Here is an 18,020-nt window from a genome sequence, read left to right on the forward strand (position 1 = left end):
CGCTTGAGACGAGCAGCAGGGAGTGCCGTGGGAACTCCGCTGCCGCGTGATCCGATCGCCGATGCCCGGCTGAACTGGGAGCGGGACGGCTGGGCCGACGTCGCCGCGCCAATGGCCGCCATCACCGCCATCATGCGGACCCAACAGATCCTGCTGGCCCGGATCGAAGGCGCCCTCAAGCCGTTCGGGCTGACCTTCGCCCGGTACGAACTGCTGGCGCTGCTGAGTTTTGCCCGCAGCGGCGCGCTGCCCATGAACAAGGCCAGCGCCCTGCTCCAGGTCCACCCCACCTCGGTGACCAACGCCGTCGACCGCCTCCAGGACGCCGGGCTGGTGGTCCGCACCAAGCATCCCACCGACGGGCGCACCACCCTGATTGAACTCACCGCCGAGGGGCGCACCCTTGCCAAGCGGGCGACGGCGGTGCTCAACTCCGAGGTCTTCGGCCAGTCCGGTTTCGACGGGCAGGACGTCGACCAGCTGATCCGGATCCTGGGCGCCTTCCGCCGCAATGCCGGGGACTTCAGCGGCTGAAAAGCCGGCTCAGCCTCCGATGCCGGCGAGGACGGGCCTGCGATCGAGGTGGATTCCGGCGATCATGCACCGCACGGAGCCGCCGGCCAGTTCAATCGTGGGAACATCGACGGGCAGCAGGGTACAGCTGCTTTCGATGATGGCCTTCTGTTCCGCCGTCAGGCTCCCCAGGGCCCGCCGGGACAGCGCCAGCACGCGGCCCTCCGCGCCCTGGAGCTCGATCGCGTTGCCTGCGAAATTGAGGATCTGGTTGTGGCTCAACTCGATCACCGTCCGTCCCCCGCCGGAAAGCCGTTCCGCCACCTCGCGCCGGCGCTCCGCCGACGGGATCAGGCCCAGCCCGACCATCGCGAAGTCCGTCGCCACGGACATCATCACATTCGTGTGATAGACGGCGGTGCCGTCCGCGTCGGCCGCGTCGAACAGCATGGGCTCATAGCCGAAGTTCGTGCAGAACCGCTCCAGCGCGACGGGATCGGCCCGGCGGGAGCGTGCGGCGTACGCCACACGGCCGGCGTGGTCCAGGACCATGGCGCCCGTTCCCTCCAGGAACACGCGATCCAGTTCCAGCCCGGAGTAGTCGATAACGTCCTGCACACGGTAATGGGTCTTGAGGAAGTCGAGAATGTCGCTGCGGCGTTCGTGGCGGCGGTTGGGGGCGTACATCGGGAATATCCCAATGTGGCCGCCCGCATGGGTGGAGAGCCAGTTATTGGGAAACACGCTGTCCGGGCGGGTTTCGTCATAGTCCTCGAACACATGCACCGTGACACCGGCAGATTCCAGCGCCTCGGCCAGCCCTGTCACCTCATCACGGGCTGCAGCGGCCAGCGTTTGCCGGTCTGCGGAGTGGGCCGGCATCTGGAAGGCATTGTCCGCTGCCGTCGCCGGGTTGGGCATGAAGTTGTGCGGCCGTACGAGGACGACGGCGGACGGGGCTTGAACGGACATCGGAGACTCAGGAGCCAACCGGGGAGAGAGCACCCACGAGACCGAACAGGTTCTTCGGGTCCTCCGGGCTTGCCACGAGGTCGATCTCCACGAAGAAGTCGGTGCCGTCGACGGCGTCGCGCACGAACCGCAGGGCCGAGAAATCCTCAATGGCAAAGCCGACTGAGTCGAAGATGGTGATCTGCGCAGCGGACGTGCGCCCGGGCGCCCTGTCCGCCAGGACCTGCCAGAACTCCGTCACGCCAAAGTCGGCCGGCATGTGCTGGATCTCCCCTTCGATGCGGGTCTGGGGGGCGTACTCCACGAACACGTCGCCGCGTCCGAGGATCGCAGGTTCAAGCTCGGTCTTACCCGGGCAGTCCCCGCCGATGGCGTTGATGTGGACGCCCGGTTCAATCAGGTCCGCTGTGAGGACGGTGGCGTTCGCCTTGTCCGCGGTGCACGTGGTGATGACATCGGCACCGCGCACTGCATCGGCTGCGGACGTGGCGATCGTGATGTCGAAGCCCAGGGGCGCCATGTTGGCCACGAACTTCTCCAGTGCGGCGGGATCGGTGTCCCATACCCGGAGCGTGGAGATACCCAGGGCGCTGCGGAACGCGAGGGCCTGGAACTCGGACTGGCTTCCGCTGCCGATCATCGCCATGACGCGCGCGTCGGTACGGGCCAGCTTTTTCGCCACCATGCCGGACGTCGCCGCGGTGCGCAGCGCCGTCAGCACCGTCATCTCGGTAAGGAACGTGGGGTAGCCGTTGTGGACGTCGGCCAGGACGCCAAACGCCGTCACGGTCTGGAACCCACGCGCGGGGTTGGACGGGTGCCCGTTGACGTACTTGAAACCATAGGTCTCGTGGTCGCTCGTGGGCATGAGCTCGATGACGCCGAACGGCGTGTGGCTGGCCACACGGGGCGTCTTATCGAACGATTCCCAGCGCCGGAAATCATCCTCAAGGTACTGGATCATTCCGGAAATGATGTTCTCCGGCCCGCGTCCTGCAGCCCAGCGCACCATGTTGTGGACATCGACAAAGCGCGTCATCTGCGCCCCCTAATTCTCTAGCTATCCATTGATGCCACAACTCTAAGCTTCGGCGATATGCAGGCTCAATTGCCGAATAGTAAGCTATTTGTTGAGTTACGGAGCATAATGACGAGCGGCTTTGCGCATTGTGTACACCTGGTCCTCTGGATCCCCCGCCGGATCCCCGGATGCCCGTTCCCTAGCGCAGCACCGAGCTGAGCAGGAGGCTCGTCTCGCTGTTGACAATGCCGTCGACCCCCCGGATCCGCCCCAGGACCTGGTCGAAGCCGGTGAGGCTCTCGGTCCGGAGCTCTGCCACCAGGTCCCAGCCTCCGTTGGTGGTGTGCAGCGCCGTGATTTCCGGAAAGCCCCTGAGCTGGCGGATGACCCTGTCCGTAGTCCTGCCCTCCACAGCGATCAGGGCAATGGCGTGGATCGCCAGGGGATCGAGCTCGTCGCGCACCCGGACCGTGAAGCCGACGATGGTCCCCGATGCCACCAGCCGCTCCAGCCGGCTGTTGACGGTTGCCCGGGCGACATCGAGCCTGCGGGCCAGGCTGGCCACCGAGGCCCTGCCGTCCTCACGGAGGGCGGAGAGGAGCCGGCGATCAAGGTCAGTGAGGGGGGTCATCGTCATAATGTATACCCGGCTTCATCGTTTTGTGAGTTTTTTCAATGAAAAGTTGGTTTTTTGGCCATTGAGGATGCACATCACTCAACCGTAGTGTTGTCGCAGCGGTGATGCAGGACACAAGAAACGCTGCCGCCACTCCGCTCCCACCAAGTTCAAAGGGTTAAAAGATGCCGTCTTCCTTCATGCCGTCGCTGAGGCTCGCTGCCGTTGTCGCAGCCGCCGCGCTGGCCCTCACCGCTTGCACCAACGCCTCGCAGACCGCCGCAGGCTCCTCGTCGGTGCCTGACGGCTTCGACCCCTCGGCAATCCGGAAGGACGAAGTACTGGCCGCGTTGGTTTCCCCGGAGCTGAAGGCAAAAGCCGTCCTGACCGTCGGCTCCGACACGTCCTACGCCCCCGCCGAATTCCTGGGTGCCGATGGCCAGACGCCGCAGGGCTACGACGTCGACATCGCCAAAGCGGTCGGTGCCACCCTCGGCCTGAGCACCAAGGTTGAGACGGCGGAGTTCACCGGCATCCTGCCGGCACTGGGCCCCAAGTATGATCTCGGCATCTCCTCGTTCACCATCAACCCCGAGCGCGCCCAGACCGTGAATTTTGTCAGCTATTTCAATGCAGGCGTGCTGTGGGCCGTGGCCAAGGGCAACCCGAAGAACTTCGCGGTGGAGGATATCTGCGGCAAGAAGGTGGGAGTCCAGACCGGCACCGTAGAGGAGGACCCCGATGTGTCCGGCCGCTCCCGCAAGTGCGTCGCCGAGGGCAAGCCCGCCATCGACATCGTCACGCTGAAGAACCAGACAGATGTCACCACGCGCCTGGTCAACGGCAGCATCGACGCCATGGCCGCAGACTCGCCGGTCATCGGTTACGCCCTGTCGCAGACCGGGGACAAACTCCAGACGCTGGGCGAAGTCTACGACGCCGCACCGCAGGGAATTGCCATTGCGAAGTCGGACACTGCGTTGTCCGAACTCATCGGCAAGGTCATGAACAAGCTCATCAGCGATGGCACCTACGGGAAAATCCTGGACAAATGGAACAACTCCAAGGGCGCCGTGACCACGTCTGAAGTGAACCCGGTGGTGGGCAGTTGAGCATCCTGACGCAGGGCGAGACCACAACCGTCCAGCCCGGGCAACGACGCCGGGGACCGGAACTCATCAACGCCGTTCCGGTCCGGCACCCCGGCCGATGGGCCGCGGGCGCTGTCATCCTGCTGTTCGCCGCCATCATGGCCCAGAGCGTGTTCACCAACGCCAACTTCCGCTGGGAGACGGTGGGGAAGTACCTCCTGGACGTTCTGGTGGTCCAAGGCATCGGCTGGACGCTGCTCCTGACGGTGCTCTCGATGGTAATCGCCATTGTGCTGGCCGTGCTGCTCGCCTTCATGCGCCAGTCCGACAACCCGCTGTTCCGGGGCGTGAGCTGGGCCTGGGTCTGGTTCTTCCGCGGAACGCCGGTCTACACCCAGCTCGTCTTCTGGGGCCTCATTTCGGTGCTCTATCCCAAGATCGCCGTGGGCGTTCCGTTCGGGCCCGAGCTGTTCAGCTTCAGCACACAGGACGTGATCACCGCCTTCGTGGCGGCGGTCCTGGGGCTGGGGCTGAACGAGTCCGCGTACCTTGCCGAGATCTTCAGGGCGGGCCTGAAATCGGTCGACCCCGGCCAGATGGAGGCCGCCGAGGCTTTGGGCATGCGCAAGTCCAAGATCATGTGGCGCATCATCCTGCCCCAGGCCATGCGCGTGATCGTGCCCCCGACCGGCAATGAAACCATCGGAATGCTCAAGACCACCTCGCTGGTCCTTGCAGTGCCTTTCACCCTGGATCTGACGTTCGCCACCAATGGAATCGCCAACAGGAGCTACCTGCCCATTCCCCTGCTGATCGTCGCCGCGGTCTGGTACCTCGTCATCACCAGCGTTCTCATGGTGGGTCAGTTCTACATCGAACGCCACTTCGGCAAGGGTGTGGACAACCTCGTTCCCGCGCCGGTCAAACCCTTACAAGCCCCCGCCAGCGCCGTCGCCGCCCCGGCAGCCCACGCACCCCACGCACCCCGGAAAGAGGATGAGGTTCTGTGACCATCACCAGTGACGTCGTGACGAAGGAAGCCCTCGTCCGGATTGACGGGGTCCACAAGTACTTTGGCAGCCACCATGTGCTCCGCGGCATTGACATGACAGTCCGGCAGGGTGAGGTTTCAGTGCTGATCGGGCCGTCCGGGTCCGGGAAGTCCACGCTTCTGCGCTGCATCAACATGCTCGAGACCATCAGCGCCGGCCGGATCCGCGTCAGCGATGACCTCATCGGTTTCCGCGAAAGCCGCGGGCGCCTCCATGACCTCACCACCAAGGAGATAGCAGCGCAGCGGCGGGACATCGGCATGGTGTTCCAGAAGTTCAACCTCTTCGCCCACCGTACCGCGCTGCAGAACATCATCGAGGCACCCACCCAGGTCAAAGGACAATCCAAGGTGAAGGCCCGGGCGAGGGCCATGGAGCTGCTGGACAGGGTGGGCCTGGCCAACCACGCCAATCACTATCCCGCCCAGCTCTCGGGCGGCCAGCAGCAGCGCGTGGCCATTGCCCGTGCACTGGCTATGGACCCGGAACTGATGCTTTTCGACGAGCCCACGTCCGCCCTCGACCCCGAACTGGTGGGTGATGTCCTCAACGTGATGAAGGACCTGGCCAAGTCCGGCATGACCATGATCGTGGTGACCCACGAGATCGGCTTCGCCCGGGAGGTCGGTGACACGCTGACCTTCATGGACGGCGGCGTCGTCGTCGAAAGCGGCGACCCGCGCCAGCTGATCGCTGACCCCCAGCACGCCCGGACCCGGGAGTTCCTTTCAAAGGTCCTGTGAGATCCGGGCCTGCTTCCGCGGCAACGGCGGGAGGCATCGGCGGCTGAGGTTAAACACCAAGCGCCGTCTGGCCGTGAACGCGGCCCGGCCGTCCCCTAGACTTCGGTGGAGCGGAGCGTTCGGATGGAACGTGCCTGGGACCTGAGGAGAACACAATGATTCCGGAAATCAACTTCTGGGCGGTACTGGCGGCCACGCTGTCCAGCATGGTGGTGGGCTCCGTCTGGTACACGCCCAAGGTGTTCGGCAACTACTGGATGCGCGTCGCCAAGGTCACGCCGAGCGGCAATTCACGGGACGCCGTCAAGCCCATTCTGGTCACCCTCGTGGTCAGCTTCGTCAGTGCCTGGGTCCTTGCCGGTTCCGCCGCCATCTCCCAGCACTTCTACGGCGGAAATTTCCTGGCCAACACCCTGATCACTGCCACCATCCTCTGGGCCGGGTTCACCGCGGCCCGCTTCATCACCCACGATGCCTTCGAGGGCCGCCCCGCCCGCCTGACGATCCTGAACTGCGCCCACGAACTGGCCACCTTTGAGGTCATGGCCCTCATCATCGGCCTGTTCGGGATCAGCGCGGCGTAGTCTGCCCGCTCCCCGACAGCTACCGGCGGAGCCGCTCCCGCGGCCCTGCTCAACTTCGGCCCTGCTCAGCCGCGGGCCGGCTTCGCGCGGACGTGCATTCTCTCGCCCTGGCGCCCAAAGAGGCTGATGAACTCCACCGGCCGGGTATCCGCCCGGCCGAACCAATGCGGGATCCGCGTGTCGAACTCTGCCGCTTCGCCGGGAGGCAGCACGATGTCCTGGTCCCCGAGCACCAGCCGCAGCTTGCCGTTGAGCACGTAAATCCATTCGTAGCCCTCATGGACCTGAGGTGTCGGCTCCTCTGGACTACCTGCGTTCAGGACGAGCTTGTAGGCCTGCACGCCACCGGGCCGGCGGGTCAGCGGCACAATGGTCATCCTCTTATTGATGATGGGCCGCAGGTGAACCCGCGGATCCCCGGTGGTGGGCGCACCCACCAGTTCGTCCAGCGGAACCTGGTGCGCTTTGGCCAGGGGCAAGAGCAGTTCCAGATTGGGCCGCCGCTGCCCCGATTCCAGGCGCGAGAGCGTGCTGACCGAGATACCCGTGACCGCCGAAAGCGCAGACAGGGTGGTGTCGCGGCTGATCCGCAGGGCGCGGAGCCGCGGACCGACGGCCGCGAGGACATCATCAAGTTCATCCATGCTTTCAGTTTGCCACTTCGGCAAAGAAGGTTGCCACCGTCCGGGCCGCCACCGACGATGGATGTGGAGGTAAGAAAAATGACAGAAATGAACAACACATTGGTGGACGTCGTCATTGTTGGCGGTGGTGCAGCCGGCCTGAACGCGGCCCAGATGCTGGGCCGGTCACGCCGGTCGGTACTGGTGGTGGACGGCGGTGAACCCCGGAATGCACCGGCCGACGCGGTGCACGGCTTCCTGTCCCGCGACGGGATCAGCCCCGCCGAGCTGTACCGGATTGGCCGCGTCGAGGCGGAGTCCTACGGCGGCCGGTTCCTGAACGGGCAGGTGGTTGGCGTCACCGGCTCCAAGGGCCGCTTTTCGGTAGCGCTGGCGGACGGAAGCATGGTCCGCGGCCGCAGGCTCTTCATCGCCACTGGGCTGGTGGACGAACTGCCGGACATACCGGGTTTGCGCGAACGCTGGGGCAAGGATGTCCTGCACTGCCCCTACTGCCACGGCTGGGAAGTCCGGGACCAGGCCATTGGCATCCTTGCCACCGGACCGCTCGCGGCCCACCAGGCACTACTTTTCCGGCAGTGGAGCGCCAACGTCACGCTGTTCCTCAATGACGCCCTGCAGCCCACGGACGTGGAACTGCTGCAGCTGGCAGCGCGCGGCATCGCGGTGATTGACGGCCGCGTGGACTCCCTTCGCGTGGAGCGGGACAGGCTGACCGGAGTCGCGTTGATCGGCGGCAGCGTCGTAGCAGTGGACGCTGTGGTGACGGCACCCCGGTTCATCGCACGGACAGCTGCCTTTGCGAAGCTGGGACTCAAGGCCGTCCAGCACCCGACCGGAATGGGCGAACACCTCGAAACCGACGACGACGGAGCCACCGGCGTGCCCGGGGTGTGGGCGGCAGGCAACGTCACCGATCTCCGCGCGCAGGTGCTGTCCTCGGCAGCCGCCGGAGCGTGGGCCGGCGTCGGCATCAATGCGGACCTGATGGCGGAGGAACTGGCGGAAGCCGTCGCGGCGTGGACGGGCCGGACCGCCGCCGTTACCGGCTGAGCCGCTCCCGGAGCCCCGCCGCGAAAGCTGCCTAGCGGTGGTTGAATTCCGGCTGGCGCTTCTCGCTGAAGGCCGCCATGCCTTCCTTCTGGTCCTCGGTGGCGAACAACGAATGGAACACGCGCCGTTCAAACAGGACGCCCTGGGCCAGCCCGGTCTCGAAAGCCGCGTTGACCGCTTCCTTCGCCACCATAGCCACTGGCTTGGACTTGGAGGCGATCACCCCGGCGGCCTTCAGCGCCTCCTCGACCACATCCGCGGCCGCCACCACGCGGGACACCAAGCCGGAGCGTTCCGCTTCCTCGGCATCCATGAAGCGCCCGGTCAGGATCATGTCCATCGCCTTGGCCTTGCCCACCGCCCGCGTCAGTCGCTGCGAGCCGCCCATGCCGGGCAGCACGCCCAGGTTTATTTCCGGCTGGCCGAACTTGGCGTTGTCCCCGGCGATGATGAAATCGCACATCATCGCGAGCTCGCAGCCGCCGCCCAGGGCGAACCCGGAGACCGCCGCCACGACGGGGATCCGGAGCCTGGTGAAGTCCTCCCACCCACGGAACCAGTCTGCGGCATACATGTCCATGTAGCCCTTGGACTGCATTTCCTTGATGTCTGCCCCGGCGGCGAAGGCCTTCGCCGAGCCGGTCACCACCACAGCGCCCACCTGGGGGTCCGCGTCCAGAGCGGTGACGGCAGCCACCAGTTCGTCCATGGTGGCCTTGTTGAGGGCATTGAGCGCCTCGGGCCGGTTGAGCGTCACGAGACCCACGCGGCCGCGGCGCTCCACCAGGATGTTTGCGTACTGCTCCGTCATTCGTGTCCCCTTTCGGGTTGTCTTTCGGATGGTCTTGATTCAGAGCTGGTGGGCCGGGCCGCTAGTGCGCGGACTTGTCCCGGATGTCCGTGATGATGCCGGAGAAGTCCCGGCCGGCACCGCCCTCTGCGGCAAAAGTATCGTAGATTTCGGAGGCAAGCGGTCCCAGCCGGGCGGCGACGCCGGTGCTTTCGAGGGCGTTGAGCGCCAGCTTGAGGTCCTTCGCCATCAGTGCACCCGCGAATCCGGGCTGGTAGTCCCGGTTGGCAGGGCTCGTGGGGACCGGTCCCGGCACGGGGCAGTTGGTGGTCAGCGCCCAGCACTGTCCCGAGGCCGCGGAGGCGACGTCGAACAGCGCCTGGTGCGTCAGCCCGAGCTTCTCACCGAGCACGAAGGCCTCGCTGACCGCGATCATGGAGACCCCGAGGATCAGGTTGTTGCAGATTTTTGCCGCCTGTCCCGCGCCGTGCTCCCCGCAGTGGACCACGCGCTTGCCCATGACTTCAAGCATCGGCCTCACCGCCTCGAAGTCCTCCGGCAGCGCGCCGACCATGAACGTCAGGGTGCCGGCTTCGGCCCCCACAACACCGCCGGAGACGGGGGCGTCCACGGAGCGGTGGCCGGCGGCGACGGCCAGCCCGGCGGCCTCGCGGGCCTCGTCCACGTTGATCGTGGAGCAGTCCAGGAATAGCGTGCCGGCCGGCGCGGTCGCCAGCAGCCCGGGTTGCCCGCCCGTGCCGCGGTAGGCATCCAGGACGTGCTTGCCGCTGGGCAGCATGGTCAGTACGACGGCGGCACCCGCCACCGCTTCGGCCGCGGTGGCCGCGGTCGCGACGCCATGCGCCCGGGCGGTGTCGATCGCCGCCGGTACGACGTCGAACCCGGTCACGGCGTAGCCTGCCTTGACCAGGTTGATGGCCATCGGTCCGCCCATGTGGCCGAGGCCCAGGAACGCGATGGAGCCCGCGTCCGGCGTGGTCCCGGACGGCGCTGGGTCAGGCTGCACTGTTTCAGCCTGTAGTTTTTCAGACATGGTCTGTCTCCTTTGAAGCCAGTTTGAGTTCGCGGTCGCCCAGCGGCGCAAAGTAGGACTCGACGTCGTCGCGGCTGACCTCCGCGAGTGTGGCGGGCTGCCAGTGCGGATTGCGGTCCTTGTCCACCACCTGGGCCCGGATGCCCTCGCGGAAGTCGGGGCCGGCCAGGAAGCGCAGGCCCACCCGGTACTCCTGCTCGAGGGCTTCCTCCAGGCTCAGCCCACGGACGCGCCGCAGGGATTCCAGCGCCACCTTCACGGCAGTCGGCGACTTGGCCGCGATCGTGTCGGCCGCCTCGGCGGCCTCCCCGGCCCCTTCTCCGTCCGCTCCTCCCTCAAAGGCGCGCAGCCGGCGCAGGATCTCCTCGGCGTCGTCGCCGGAGTAGCAGGCGTCAATCCACTCCTGCTGTTGCGCCAGTGTCGAGGGTGGAGCCTGTTCCGTGAAGCGTACGACGGCGGCGTCCGCCGTCTCACTCTCCAGCGCCACCGCCAGTTCAGCCAGGCGTCCGGATGCCACGAAGTGGTCCGCCAGCCCCAGGAACAGCGCGTCGGCACCGCTCAGGTGAGCGCCGGTCAGCCCGGCGTGGGTGCCGGACTCCCCCGGCGAACGGGAGAGCAGCAGGGTCCCGCCGACGTCGGGCACGAAGCCGATCGTGGTTTCGGGCATGCCCATCCGGGTGCGTTCCGTGACGATCCGGACCGAGCCGTGCGCGGAAATGCCCACGCCGCCGCCGAGGACCAGGCCGTCCATGAAGGCCACATAAGGTTTGGGGTAGCCGGAGATGATGGAATTCAACCGGTACTCCTCCGCCCAGAAGTCCGCGGTGGCATGGCCGCCGTCGAGCATGTCCCGGTAGATGGCCACAATGTCCCCGCCCGCGCACAGGCCCCGCCCGCCGGCGCCGCGGACCAGCACGGTGGCCACGGCGTCGTCGTCGGCCCACTGCGTGAGCTGCTTCAGCATGGCCGAGGCCATGCCCGCGGTGAGCGCATTGACCGCCGTGGGCCGGTTCAGGGTGACGATGCCGAGGCGGCCGCGCTTTTCAAAAAGAACTTCGTCGAACAGGACCTCAGCGGCCGGCTCGGAGACTTCCTCGGCGTGCTTCCCCGCCATCAGCTGCCTTCCGGCATCACGAAGCTCGCGCCCTGGCGGATGCCCGAGGGCCAGCGGGTGGTGACCGTCTTGGTCTTGGTGTAGAAGCGGAAGGCGTCGGCGCCGTGCTGGTTGAGGTCCCCGAAGCCCGAGGCCTTCCAGCCGCCGAAGCTGAAGTAGGCGATCGGCACCGGGATGGGGACGTTGATGCCCACCATGCCCACCTGGACCCGGCTGGCGAAGTCCCGGGCGGCGTCGCCGTCGCGCGTGAAGATCGCGACGCCGTTGCCGAATTCGTGCTCGCTGCAGAGCCGGAGGGCTTCGTCGTAGTCAGCGGCGCGGAGTACGCTCAGCACGGGGCCGAAGATCTCTTCCTTGTAGATCTTCATGTCCTTGGTGACGTTGTCGAAGAGCGTGGGTCCCACCCAGAAACCGCCGTCGTAGCCCTCGACCTTGAGGCCGCGGCCGTCCGTGAGGAGCGTGGCGCCTTCGTCGACGCCGGACTGGATGTAGCCTTCGATCCGTTCCTTGGCGGAGCCGGCCACTACCGGGCCGAAGTCCGAGTCCTTGGCCAGGCTGTGGCCCACCTTGAGGGTCTTCATCCGTTCCTGCAGCTTGGCGACGAGCTCGTTGGCGGTTTCCTCGCCCACCGGGACGGCTACGGAGATGGCCATGCAGCGTTCGCCGGCGGACGCGAAGCCGGCGCCGATCAGGGCGTCCGCGGCCATGTCCAGGTCGGCGTCCGGCATGATCACCATGTGGTTCTTCGCCCCACCGAAGCACTGGGCGCGTTTCCCGTTCGCCGCGGCGGTGGCGTAGATGTACTGGGCGATGGGCGTTGAACCGACGAAGCCGATCGCCTGGACCCGGGGGTCCTCCAGCAGCGCATCCACGGCTTCCTTGTCCCCGTTGACCACGTTGAAGACGCCGTCGGGCAGGCCCGCCTCGGTGAAGAGCTCCGCCAGGCGGAGCGGCACGGAGGGATCCCGTTCGGAGGGCTTGAGGATGAAGGAGTTGCCGGCGGCGAGGGCCGGGCCGGACTTCCACAGCGGGATCATCGCCGGGAAGTTGAACGGCGTGATGCCGGCAACGACGCCGAGCGGCTGGCGCATCGAGTGCACGTCGATGCCTGTCCCGGCACTGTCCGAGAACTCGCCCTTGAGCAGGTGCGGGGCGCCGGCGGCGAACTCCACGACTTCGATGCCGCGCTGGATGTCACCCTTGGCGTCCGGGAAGGTCTTGCCGTGCTCGGAGGACAGCAGGGTGGCGAGCTCGTCCATGTTCTCGTTGACGAGGTCGACGAACTTGAGCAGGATCCGGCCGCGCCGCTGCGGGTTCATGGCGGCCCATTCGAGCTGGCCCTTTTCCGCACTGGCAATCGCGTTGCGCACTTCCTCGGCGCTGGCCAGCGGCAACCTGGCCTGGACTTCGCCGGTGCAGGGATCGTAGACGTCACTGAAGCGCCCCGAGGTGCCCTCCACCCGCTGACCGTCAATGTAATGGGATAGTTCGCGAACCATGGTCGAATGCTCCTTTGCATGTGATCCAGATCATCTCTGGTGCTGAATATACTCGGACTTCCTACTAATTTCCAGAGAGCCGCCTGTCCCCGGCAGCAACGCCTGGCAGCCAAGTTCGGTAAGTTAGGGAGTGTGAAGATTGCTACTTGGAATGTGAACTCCCTCCGCGCCCGAGCCGACCGCGTGGAAGCCTGGCTTCAGCGCACCGACTGCGACGTCCTGGCCATCCAGGAAACCAAGTGCAAGGACGACAACTTCCCGTGGGAGCTGTTCGAGAACCTGGGCTACGAGGTGGCACACTTCGGCCTGAGCCAGTGGAACGGCGTCGCGATTGCCTCCCGGGTGGGTCTTGCCGACGTAGAACGAACCTTCATCGACCAGCCGGTCTTCGGCAAGAGCGGCAAAGACGCCGTGCAGGAGGCCCGGGCAATCGGCGCCACCTGCGGCGGCATCCGCGTCTGGAGCCTCTACGTGCCCAACGGCCGGGCCCTCGACGACGAGCACATGCCCTACAAACTGAGCTGGCTGGACACGCTGAAGACGCATGCCCAGGGCTGGGTCAAGGATGATCCCGAAGCACTGATCGCGCTGATGGGCGACTGGAACATCGCCCCGCAGGACGATGATGTCTGGGACATCGACTATTTCCGTGCCGAGGGCCTCACCCACGTCAGTGCGCCGGAACGGGCGGCCTTCCACGCCTTCGAAGACGCCGGATTCCAGGACGTCGTGCGCCCGTACACCCCCGGCCCCGGCGTCTACACCTACTGGGACTACACCCAGCTGCGCTTCCCGAAGAAGGAAGGCATGCGGATCGACTTCGTCCTGGCCTCCGCGCCCCTGGCCGCACGCGTCACCGGCGCGGCGATCGACCGCGAGGAGCGCAAAGGCAAGGGCGCCTCGGACCACGCCCCGGTCATCGTGGAGCTGAGCGACTGATGACCCCGGACCACCGAAGCGGCGTGCTCCGATGACGGGCAACCTCTACCGGGGACAGGCCGGCCTGCCGTTCTTTTCCGCGCTGCGGATCTATGAGCCGCTGGAAGCCTACCCGGCGGACCAGCAGGACACCCTGCGGACGGCCGGGGCCCGGGGCGCGTCCCGTGCGGCGGTGGAAAACGCCGAACTGCTCGCTTCCCTCGGCCGGATCACCCGCGCCGGCGGGGATCCGTTCCCCACCGGACGGACCGACCTGGTCCGGGTTGTCGCCGCACCGCCCCGGGACGGCACGGCCCACGCCGCCCCGTCCGCCGCGGGTGCCGGCACCGAAGCCGGTACCGGCGCTGCGCCGTCGGACGGCGGCACCCCGGACAGGCTGCTGTATTGCCCGAGCCAGCTGGTGCTCCGCGCCGGGCTCGCCGCAAACGCCCTGATGGAGGGGATCCACGGACCCCTGGCCCAGCTGCTGATCCCGGAAGAGCAGCGCGACAAGCATCAGGAACGCATCGATGAGGTGCGGGCACACGCCGGGCTGGGCCGGGTCCACACCCGGGCATCGACCTGGGGCATCCCGTTCAGCTGGTTCTGCCTGTTCCAGGAATCGGACCCCACAGACGTGGTGGAATCCGAGGGGCATATCGTCACCGTGCGGATCCGTGCCGGCATCCGCGAATCGCTGGAGAGGGTCCGCTATGCAGTGGGACATCTGGCACTGGCCGCCCCGGACCTGGACATGCTCGAGGACCTGACCCAGCTCACCGAATGGCTCGAGCTCTTCCACCCGGGCTCCGTGGTGGAACTCGACTACGGTGCGGTGGCGGACAAGGTCTACCCGGACGACTCACCCCTTGATGTGAGGCTGGGCATCGAGTGCCTGGCCGAGGGCGATATGACCGGCGCGGCCGCAGCGTACCGCCGGCTGGCGTCCCGCTGGATTCCCATCCGGCAGCTCGCACGCGCCTCCTGATCAGCCGTCCCGGACGCGCTGCCGCCTCCTAGGTGGCCGGGTCCCCGGACCGCGGCGGCGCCGTCGTACGCCTGACGATCAGCCGGTGCGGCGCAATGGTCGAGCGGACGGCGCCGGCCATGCCGTCGAGCTCGTCCAGCAGCATTTTCGTCCCCAGCTCGGCCTGCTCGTCGGGGCTCTGCCCGACCGTGGTGAGACCCATGGCATCGGCGAAGTCATGGTCGTCGATTCCGATCACGGAGAGGTCCTGCGGAACCCGGACCCCCCACCGGTTCGCCTCGAAAATCACTCCCATGGCCATCTCGTCCGAAGCGCAGAAGATGGCGGTGGGCTTCGGACCGGGGCGGTCCCAGAGCCGGTTGAACGCGTCCTGGCCGCTTCGTACGGTGAAATCCCCCCACTCGTCCCACTCGGGACGGACCGCCAGCCCGGCATCGGCCATCACTTCCTGGAAGGCCCTGATCCGGACCCTCGGGACGTCGAAATTCAGGTCGGTCTCGTCATCGCCGTGCAGCAAGGCGATGTCCCGGTGCCCTAGACCAATGAGGTGGCGCACGGCCGTGGCGGCTGCGGCGTAGTCGTCAATGCCGACGTAGGGGCAGTCCTCCACATGTCCGCCCACGATGACGAGGGGGATGTCGATCTTCTGGAGGTGCTCGATTTCTTCGTGCGTCAGGGCCATACAGAGGACCAGGAGCGCGTCGATCTGCTTGTAGACCATGGTCTTGCTGAAGAGCCGCTCACGGTTGCTTCCGTGGCCGCCCAGATTAAAAAGGGAGAGGTTGTACTGGCGGGCGTGCAGTTCCCGATCCGCGCCCTCAATCGCTTTGGAGAAGAACCAGCGGCTGACGAAAGGTGCCAGCACGCCGATGGTCTTGGTGCGCCCCGTGGCCAGGCCGGAAGCCGAGGAGGAGGCCACGTAGCCCAGTGCTTCAGCGATGCCCAGGATCTTCTCCCGGGTGGCCGGTGAAACCCTGGGCAGGCCGCGGACAGCCCGGGACACGGTGGCGGTGGAGACTCCTGCCGCGGCTGCCACGTCCTCAATGCTGACTCCGGAGTGGCCGCCGCGCTGGGCCCTCGCATTTGTCCGTACCACCGTGTCCCCTTGCCTGCTATCCGCGGGATCGACTGAGCTTGCCGCCCGGGCGGTTGCCAGACCTTTCAAAGCACTCCCGCCCTCAGCGGCGTCGGGCAGCCGTACGGCCGGGCAGCCGCCGTCGCAATCTGATCATTCCGTACAGGGCGGCCAGACTCGCCAGCAGACCCAGGGCCCAACCAAGGGCAGGCTGAGCGGTCACCTCCATCCAGACAGTGACCGCCAGCAGCACCATGGCCCAGAAGCCGAGGAATCCGATGATGATGTCGAAGTCCTCGCCGGAACGTACCTTGCGGTGCACCCCGGCCACGTGGCCCTGGTTCTGCTTGCCGGTCATAACGCAGCCGTCACTTGACCGCGCCGGCCGTCAGGCCGGCCACGATCTTGCGCTGGAACACCAGCACCATGATGACCAGCGGAATGGTCACAATGGTGCCCGCAGCCATGATCGCCGTGTACGGGACCTGGTTGGGCTGTGCGCCCGCGAAGCTGGCAATGGCCACGGTGACCGGCTGCGTCGCGTCGCTGGAGAGCTGGCTGGCGATCAGGAATTCATTCCAGGAGGAGATGAACGCCAGGATGGCCGTGGTGAAGATGGCTGGCGCCGCCAACGGCATGATGACCTTCCTGAACGCCTGTCCCTGCGTGCAGCCGTCCACCCGCGCCGATTCCTCCAGCTCCCAGGGCATCTCCCGGAAGAAGGACGTCATGGTGTAGACGGTCAGCGGCAGCACGAACGAGATGTTCGGGATGATCAGCGCCTGGTACGTGCCGATCCAGCCGATATTGGTGAACAGCTGGAACAACGGCGTGATGAGGGCGACGCCCGGGAACATCGAGGCGCCCAGGATGAAACCCAGCACGAGGTACTTGAACCGGAAGTTCAAGCGGGCAAGCGCGTAGGCGGCAAACACGCCGATCAGCAGCGAAATCAGGGTGACGACGACGCCGATGAACACACTGTTGAGCAGCGCCTGTCCGAAGCGGTTGCCGAACGACGTGTCGAACGCCGTCTTGAAGTTGTCCAGCGTCACGTGGGTCGGCAGCAGCGAGGTGTCGTAGGTGAAGCCGACGTCGCGAAACGCCGTCACAACCATCCAGTAGGCCGGAGCCAGGCACCAGATCAGGATCACTGCGGCGCTGATGTACGTGCGTCCCTGGGCCCGCTTTTCGCGGTTCTGGGCGGTCTTCCGTCCCCGGTCCTGCTCTGCGCGTAGCTCGGTCGCAGCGGTCATTTCTTCCCCTTACCGGTGGCGCCGCTCTGTTCCACGACGTTCGCTCCGAGGAAGCGCACGAAGATGAAAGCGACAAGAAAGATGATGATGAAGGTGATGGTGGACAATGCCGCGGCCGCGTTGAAGCCCTGCCTGATCTGGTTGATCACCAGGATCGAGAGCGTGGTGGTGTTGTTGGCTCCGCCCGTCAGGATGTACGGGAGGTCGAACATACGGAGTGCATCCAAGGTGCGGAAGAGGATGGCCACCATCAGCGCCGGCTTCACCAGCGGCAGGGTAATCAGCCGGAACCGCTGCCAGGCCGAGGCGCCGTCGACCCTGGCCGCCTCGTAAACCTCGGCGGGAATCATCTGCAGGCCGGCAAGGATCAGCAGCGCCATGAACGGAGTGGTCTTCCAGGTATCCGCGATGATCACTGCCCATTTGGCCGGCCATTCGCTGCCGGTCCACAGGATGCTGGTGTTGAAGAGCTTGTTGGCGATGCCTTCGAAGGCGAAGATGAACAGCCACAGCTTGGCCGTAACGGCGGTGGGGATGGCCCACGGCACCAGGACGGCGGCGCGGACCAGGCTGCGGCCCTTGAAGGTCCGGGCCATGATGATCGCCATCCAGAACCCCAGCACGGTCTCCAGCGCCACGGTGACGACGGTGAAGAAGAAGGTCGTCGCTGTGGCGGACCAGAACTGCGCACCGAGCGTTCCCGGCGGGCAGGCAAGGGTCCCGCCGTCGGGAGCGGCACATTGCTGGGCAATCCAGTTGACGTAGTTCGAGATGCCGGCCGGCCCGCCCTCGGTGAAGAGGCCGGTGGCGGGGTCCAGTCCGGCGTCCTTCTGGAAGGACATGATGATGGCGCTGACAATCGGGTAAACAATGACGATCGCGAGCGCGAGAACGGTGGGGGCCAGCAGCCAGGCCGCCCACCGGCCCTGGCTCGCAATAGCGTTGTCTTCCCCCACACCCTTGGGTGCGTGATGGATCTCAGTCCCGCCCGACGCCGGCTTTTTTACCGGCGCCGGGCCCAATTCGGTTGCCATGGC

Annotated in this window: 20 protein-coding genes; 8 read left to right on the forward strand and 12 right to left on the reverse strand. The window is 66.2% G+C overall.

The window, feature by feature from the left end:
* Positions 1-27: 27 nt before the first annotated feature.
* Positions 28-534 (forward strand): MarR family winged helix-turn-helix transcriptional regulator, encoded by a 507-nt coding sequence (locus tag ACVWZ8_RS05425; RefSeq protein ID WP_456504032.1) that lies wholly within the window; start codon positions 28-30, stop codon positions 532-534.
* Between the two features lie 9 nt (positions 535-543).
* Here the strand turns inward: ACVWZ8_RS05425 and ctlX are convergent, their stop codons facing one another.
* From ctlX to ACVWZ8_RS05440, 3 genes are all read right to left on the reverse strand, one after another.
* Positions 544-1,485, reverse strand: coding sequence for a citrulline utilization hydrolase CtlX (gene ctlX, locus ACVWZ8_RS05430; RefSeq protein WP_456504033.1), 942 nt, complete (start codon positions 1,483-1,485; stop codon positions 544-546).
* A 7-nt stretch (positions 1,486-1,492) separates the two neighbouring features.
* Complete coding sequence (locus ACVWZ8_RS05435) at positions 1,493-2,524, reverse strand: ornithine cyclodeaminase (RefSeq protein ID WP_456504034.1); 1,032 nt, start codon at positions 2,522-2,524, stop codon at positions 1,493-1,495.
* A 181-nt stretch (positions 2,525-2,705) separates the two neighbouring features.
* Positions 2,706-3,137: an Lrp/AsnC family transcriptional regulator gene (locus ACVWZ8_RS05440; protein ID WP_426975838.1), complete on the reverse strand. Its 432-nt coding sequence runs from the start codon at positions 3,135-3,137 to the stop codon at positions 2,706-2,708.
* Positions 3,138-3,307: 170 nt separating this feature from the next.
* On the opposite strand from ACVWZ8_RS05440, the gene ACVWZ8_RS05445 reads away from it, so the two are divergent.
* The 4 genes from ACVWZ8_RS05445 to ACVWZ8_RS05460 all read left to right on the forward strand — a co-directional run bounded on the left by ACVWZ8_RS05445 (position 3,308) and on the right by ACVWZ8_RS05460 (position 6,592).
* Positions 3,308-4,234 (forward strand): ABC transporter substrate-binding protein, encoded by a 927-nt coding sequence (locus ACVWZ8_RS05445; protein WP_426975837.1) that lies wholly within the window; start codon positions 3,308-3,310, stop codon positions 4,232-4,234.
* Positions 4,235-4,239: 5 nt separating this feature from the next.
* Positions 4,240-5,223, forward strand: coding sequence for an amino acid ABC transporter permease (locus tag ACVWZ8_RS05450; RefSeq protein ID WP_456505908.1), 984 nt, complete (start codon positions 4,240-4,242; stop codon positions 5,221-5,223).
* Complete coding sequence (locus tag ACVWZ8_RS05455; protein WP_354247642.1) at positions 5,220-6,008, forward strand: amino acid ABC transporter ATP-binding protein; 789 nt, start codon at positions 5,220-5,222, stop codon at positions 6,006-6,008. Before ACVWZ8_RS05450 ends, ACVWZ8_RS05455 begins: the two co-directional genes overlap by 4 nt.
* A gap of 155 nt (positions 6,009-6,163) precedes the next feature.
* Entirely contained in the window at positions 6,164-6,592 is a 429-nt protein-coding gene (locus tag ACVWZ8_RS05460) for a DUF1761 domain-containing protein (protein ID WP_456504035.1), read from the forward strand.
* Positions 6,593-6,657: 65 nt separating this feature from the next.
* Here ACVWZ8_RS05460 and ACVWZ8_RS05465 read toward each other — a convergent pair whose 3' ends face one another.
* Positions 6,658-7,236, reverse strand: coding sequence for a helix-turn-helix domain-containing protein (locus ACVWZ8_RS05465; RefSeq protein ID WP_456504036.1), 579 nt, complete (start codon positions 7,234-7,236; stop codon positions 6,658-6,660).
* A gap of 78 nt (positions 7,237-7,314) precedes the next feature.
* On the opposite strand from ACVWZ8_RS05465, the gene ACVWZ8_RS05470 reads away from it, so the two are divergent.
* The gene (locus tag ACVWZ8_RS05470) at positions 7,315-8,289 is read left to right on the forward strand and encodes an NAD(P)/FAD-dependent oxidoreductase (RefSeq protein ID WP_456504037.1); all 975 of its coding nucleotides are present in this window, start codon (positions 7,315-7,317) and stop codon (positions 8,287-8,289) included.
* Between the two features lie 31 nt (positions 8,290-8,320).
* On the opposite strand, the gene ACVWZ8_RS05475 is transcribed toward ACVWZ8_RS05470, so the two are convergent.
* The 4 genes from ACVWZ8_RS05475 to ACVWZ8_RS05490 form a co-directional block, all read right to left on the reverse strand.
* Positions 8,321-9,100 (reverse strand): enoyl-CoA hydratase, encoded by a 780-nt coding sequence (locus ACVWZ8_RS05475; protein WP_456504038.1) that lies wholly within the window; start codon positions 9,098-9,100, stop codon positions 8,321-8,323.
* A gap of 61 nt (positions 9,101-9,161) precedes the next feature.
* Complete coding sequence (gene mmsB, locus ACVWZ8_RS05480) at positions 9,162-10,133, reverse strand: 3-hydroxyisobutyrate dehydrogenase (RefSeq protein WP_456504039.1); 972 nt, start codon at positions 10,131-10,133, stop codon at positions 9,162-9,164.
* Positions 10,126-11,247, reverse strand: a complete 1,122-nt coding sequence (locus ACVWZ8_RS05485; RefSeq protein ID WP_426975832.1) for an enoyl-CoA hydratase/isomerase family protein — start codon at positions 11,245-11,247, stop codon at positions 10,126-10,128. Before ACVWZ8_RS05485 ends, mmsB begins: the two co-directional genes overlap by 8 nt.
* On the reverse strand, positions 11,247-12,746 hold the full coding sequence (locus ACVWZ8_RS05490) for a CoA-acylating methylmalonate-semialdehyde dehydrogenase (RefSeq protein WP_426975831.1): 1,500 nt from the start codon (positions 12,744-12,746) through the stop codon (positions 11,247-11,249). The genes ACVWZ8_RS05485 and ACVWZ8_RS05490 overlap by 1 nt, the downstream gene beginning before the upstream one ends.
* Before the next feature lie 132 nt (positions 12,747-12,878).
* On the opposite strand from ACVWZ8_RS05490, the gene ACVWZ8_RS05495 reads away from it, so the two are divergent.
* Both ACVWZ8_RS05495 and ACVWZ8_RS05500 read left to right on the forward strand, forming a co-directional pair.
* A complete protein-coding gene (locus tag ACVWZ8_RS05495; RefSeq protein ID WP_426975830.1) occupies positions 12,879-13,685 on the forward strand; it encodes an exodeoxyribonuclease III in 807 nt (268 codons plus the stop codon).
* 31 nt (positions 13,686-13,716) lie between these two features.
* Positions 13,717-14,652, forward strand: coding sequence for a hypothetical protein (locus tag ACVWZ8_RS05500; RefSeq protein ID WP_426975829.1), 936 nt, complete (start codon positions 13,717-13,719; stop codon positions 14,650-14,652).
* A gap of 28 nt (positions 14,653-14,680) precedes the next feature.
* Here the strand turns inward: ACVWZ8_RS05500 and ACVWZ8_RS05505 are convergent, their stop codons facing one another.
* The 4 genes from ACVWZ8_RS05505 to ACVWZ8_RS05520 form a co-directional block, all read right to left on the reverse strand.
* On the reverse strand, positions 14,681-15,748 hold the full coding sequence (locus ACVWZ8_RS05505; protein WP_426975828.1) for a LacI family DNA-binding transcriptional regulator: 1,068 nt from the start codon (positions 15,746-15,748) through the stop codon (positions 14,681-14,683).
* An 82-nt stretch (positions 15,749-15,830) separates the two neighbouring features.
* Positions 15,831-16,085 carry a hypothetical protein gene (locus ACVWZ8_RS05510; protein ID WP_426975827.1) on the reverse strand — a complete coding sequence of 85 codons (255 nt, stop codon included), beginning with the start codon at positions 16,083-16,085 and terminating at the stop codon, positions 15,831-15,833.
* A gap of 10 nt (positions 16,086-16,095) precedes the next feature.
* Positions 16,096-16,983 (reverse strand): carbohydrate ABC transporter permease, encoded by an 888-nt coding sequence (locus ACVWZ8_RS05515; protein WP_456504040.1) that lies wholly within the window; start codon positions 16,981-16,983, stop codon positions 16,096-16,098.
* A complete protein-coding gene (locus tag ACVWZ8_RS05520) occupies positions 16,980-18,017 on the reverse strand; it encodes a carbohydrate ABC transporter permease (RefSeq protein WP_456504041.1) in 1,038 nt (345 codons plus the stop codon). The genes ACVWZ8_RS05515 and ACVWZ8_RS05520 overlap by 4 nt, the downstream gene beginning before the upstream one ends.
* Positions 18,018-18,020: the final 3 nt, after the last annotated feature.

This window comes from Arthrobacter sp. UYCu723 (genome assembly GCF_054059215.1).

Excerpts from the sequence above, each read along its gene's own strand:
- ctlX (WP_456504033.1), bottom strand. The coding sequence starts at position 1,485 with ATGTCCGTTCAAGCCCCGTCCGCCGTCGTCCTCGTACGGCCGCACAAC.
- ACVWZ8_RS05435 (WP_456504034.1), bottom strand. The coding sequence starts at position 2,524 with ATGACGCGCTTTGTCGATGTCCACAACATGGTGCGCTGGGCTGCAGGA.
- ACVWZ8_RS05440 (WP_426975838.1), bottom strand. The coding sequence starts at position 3,137 with ATGACCCCCCTCACTGACCTTGATCGCCGGCTCCTCTCCGCCCTCCGT.
- ACVWZ8_RS05445 (WP_426975837.1), top strand. The coding sequence starts at position 3,308 with ATGCCGTCTTCCTTCATGCCGTCGCTGAGGCTCGCTGCCGTTGTCGCA.
- ACVWZ8_RS05460 (WP_456504035.1), top strand. The coding sequence starts at position 6,164 with ATGATTCCGGAAATCAACTTCTGGGCGGTACTGGCGGCCACGCTGTCC.
- ACVWZ8_RS05465 (WP_456504036.1), bottom strand. The coding sequence starts at position 7,236 with ATGGATGAACTTGATGATGTCCTCGCGGCCGTCGGTCCGCGGCTCCGC.
- ACVWZ8_RS05470 (WP_456504037.1), top strand. The coding sequence starts at position 7,315 with ATGACAGAAATGAACAACACATTGGTGGACGTCGTCATTGTTGGCGGT.
- ACVWZ8_RS05475 (WP_456504038.1), bottom strand. The coding sequence starts at position 9,100 with ATGACGGAGCAGTACGCAAACATCCTGGTGGAGCGCCGCGGCCGCGTG.
- mmsB (WP_456504039.1), bottom strand. The coding sequence starts at position 10,133 with ATGTCTGAAAAACTACAGGCTGAAACAGTGCAGCCTGACCCAGCGCCG.
- ACVWZ8_RS05485 (WP_426975832.1), bottom strand. The coding sequence starts at position 11,247 with ATGGCGGGGAAGCACGCCGAGGAAGTCTCCGAGCCGGCCGCTGAGGTC.
- ACVWZ8_RS05490 (WP_426975831.1), bottom strand. The coding sequence starts at position 12,746 with ATGGTTCGCGAACTATCCCATTACATTGACGGTCAGCGGGTGGAGGGC.
- ACVWZ8_RS05500 (WP_426975829.1), top strand. The coding sequence starts at position 13,717 with ATGACGGGCAACCTCTACCGGGGACAGGCCGGCCTGCCGTTCTTTTCC.
- ACVWZ8_RS05510 (WP_426975827.1), bottom strand. The coding sequence starts at position 16,085 with ATGACCGGCAAGCAGAACCAGGGCCACGTGGCCGGGGTGCACCGCAAG.
- ACVWZ8_RS05515 (WP_456504040.1), bottom strand. The coding sequence starts at position 16,983 with ATGACCGCTGCGACCGAGCTACGCGCAGAGCAGGACCGGGGACGGAAG.
- ACVWZ8_RS05520 (WP_456504041.1), bottom strand. The coding sequence starts at position 18,017 with ATGGCAACCGAATTGGGCCCGGCGCCGGTAAAAAAGCCGGCGTCGGGC.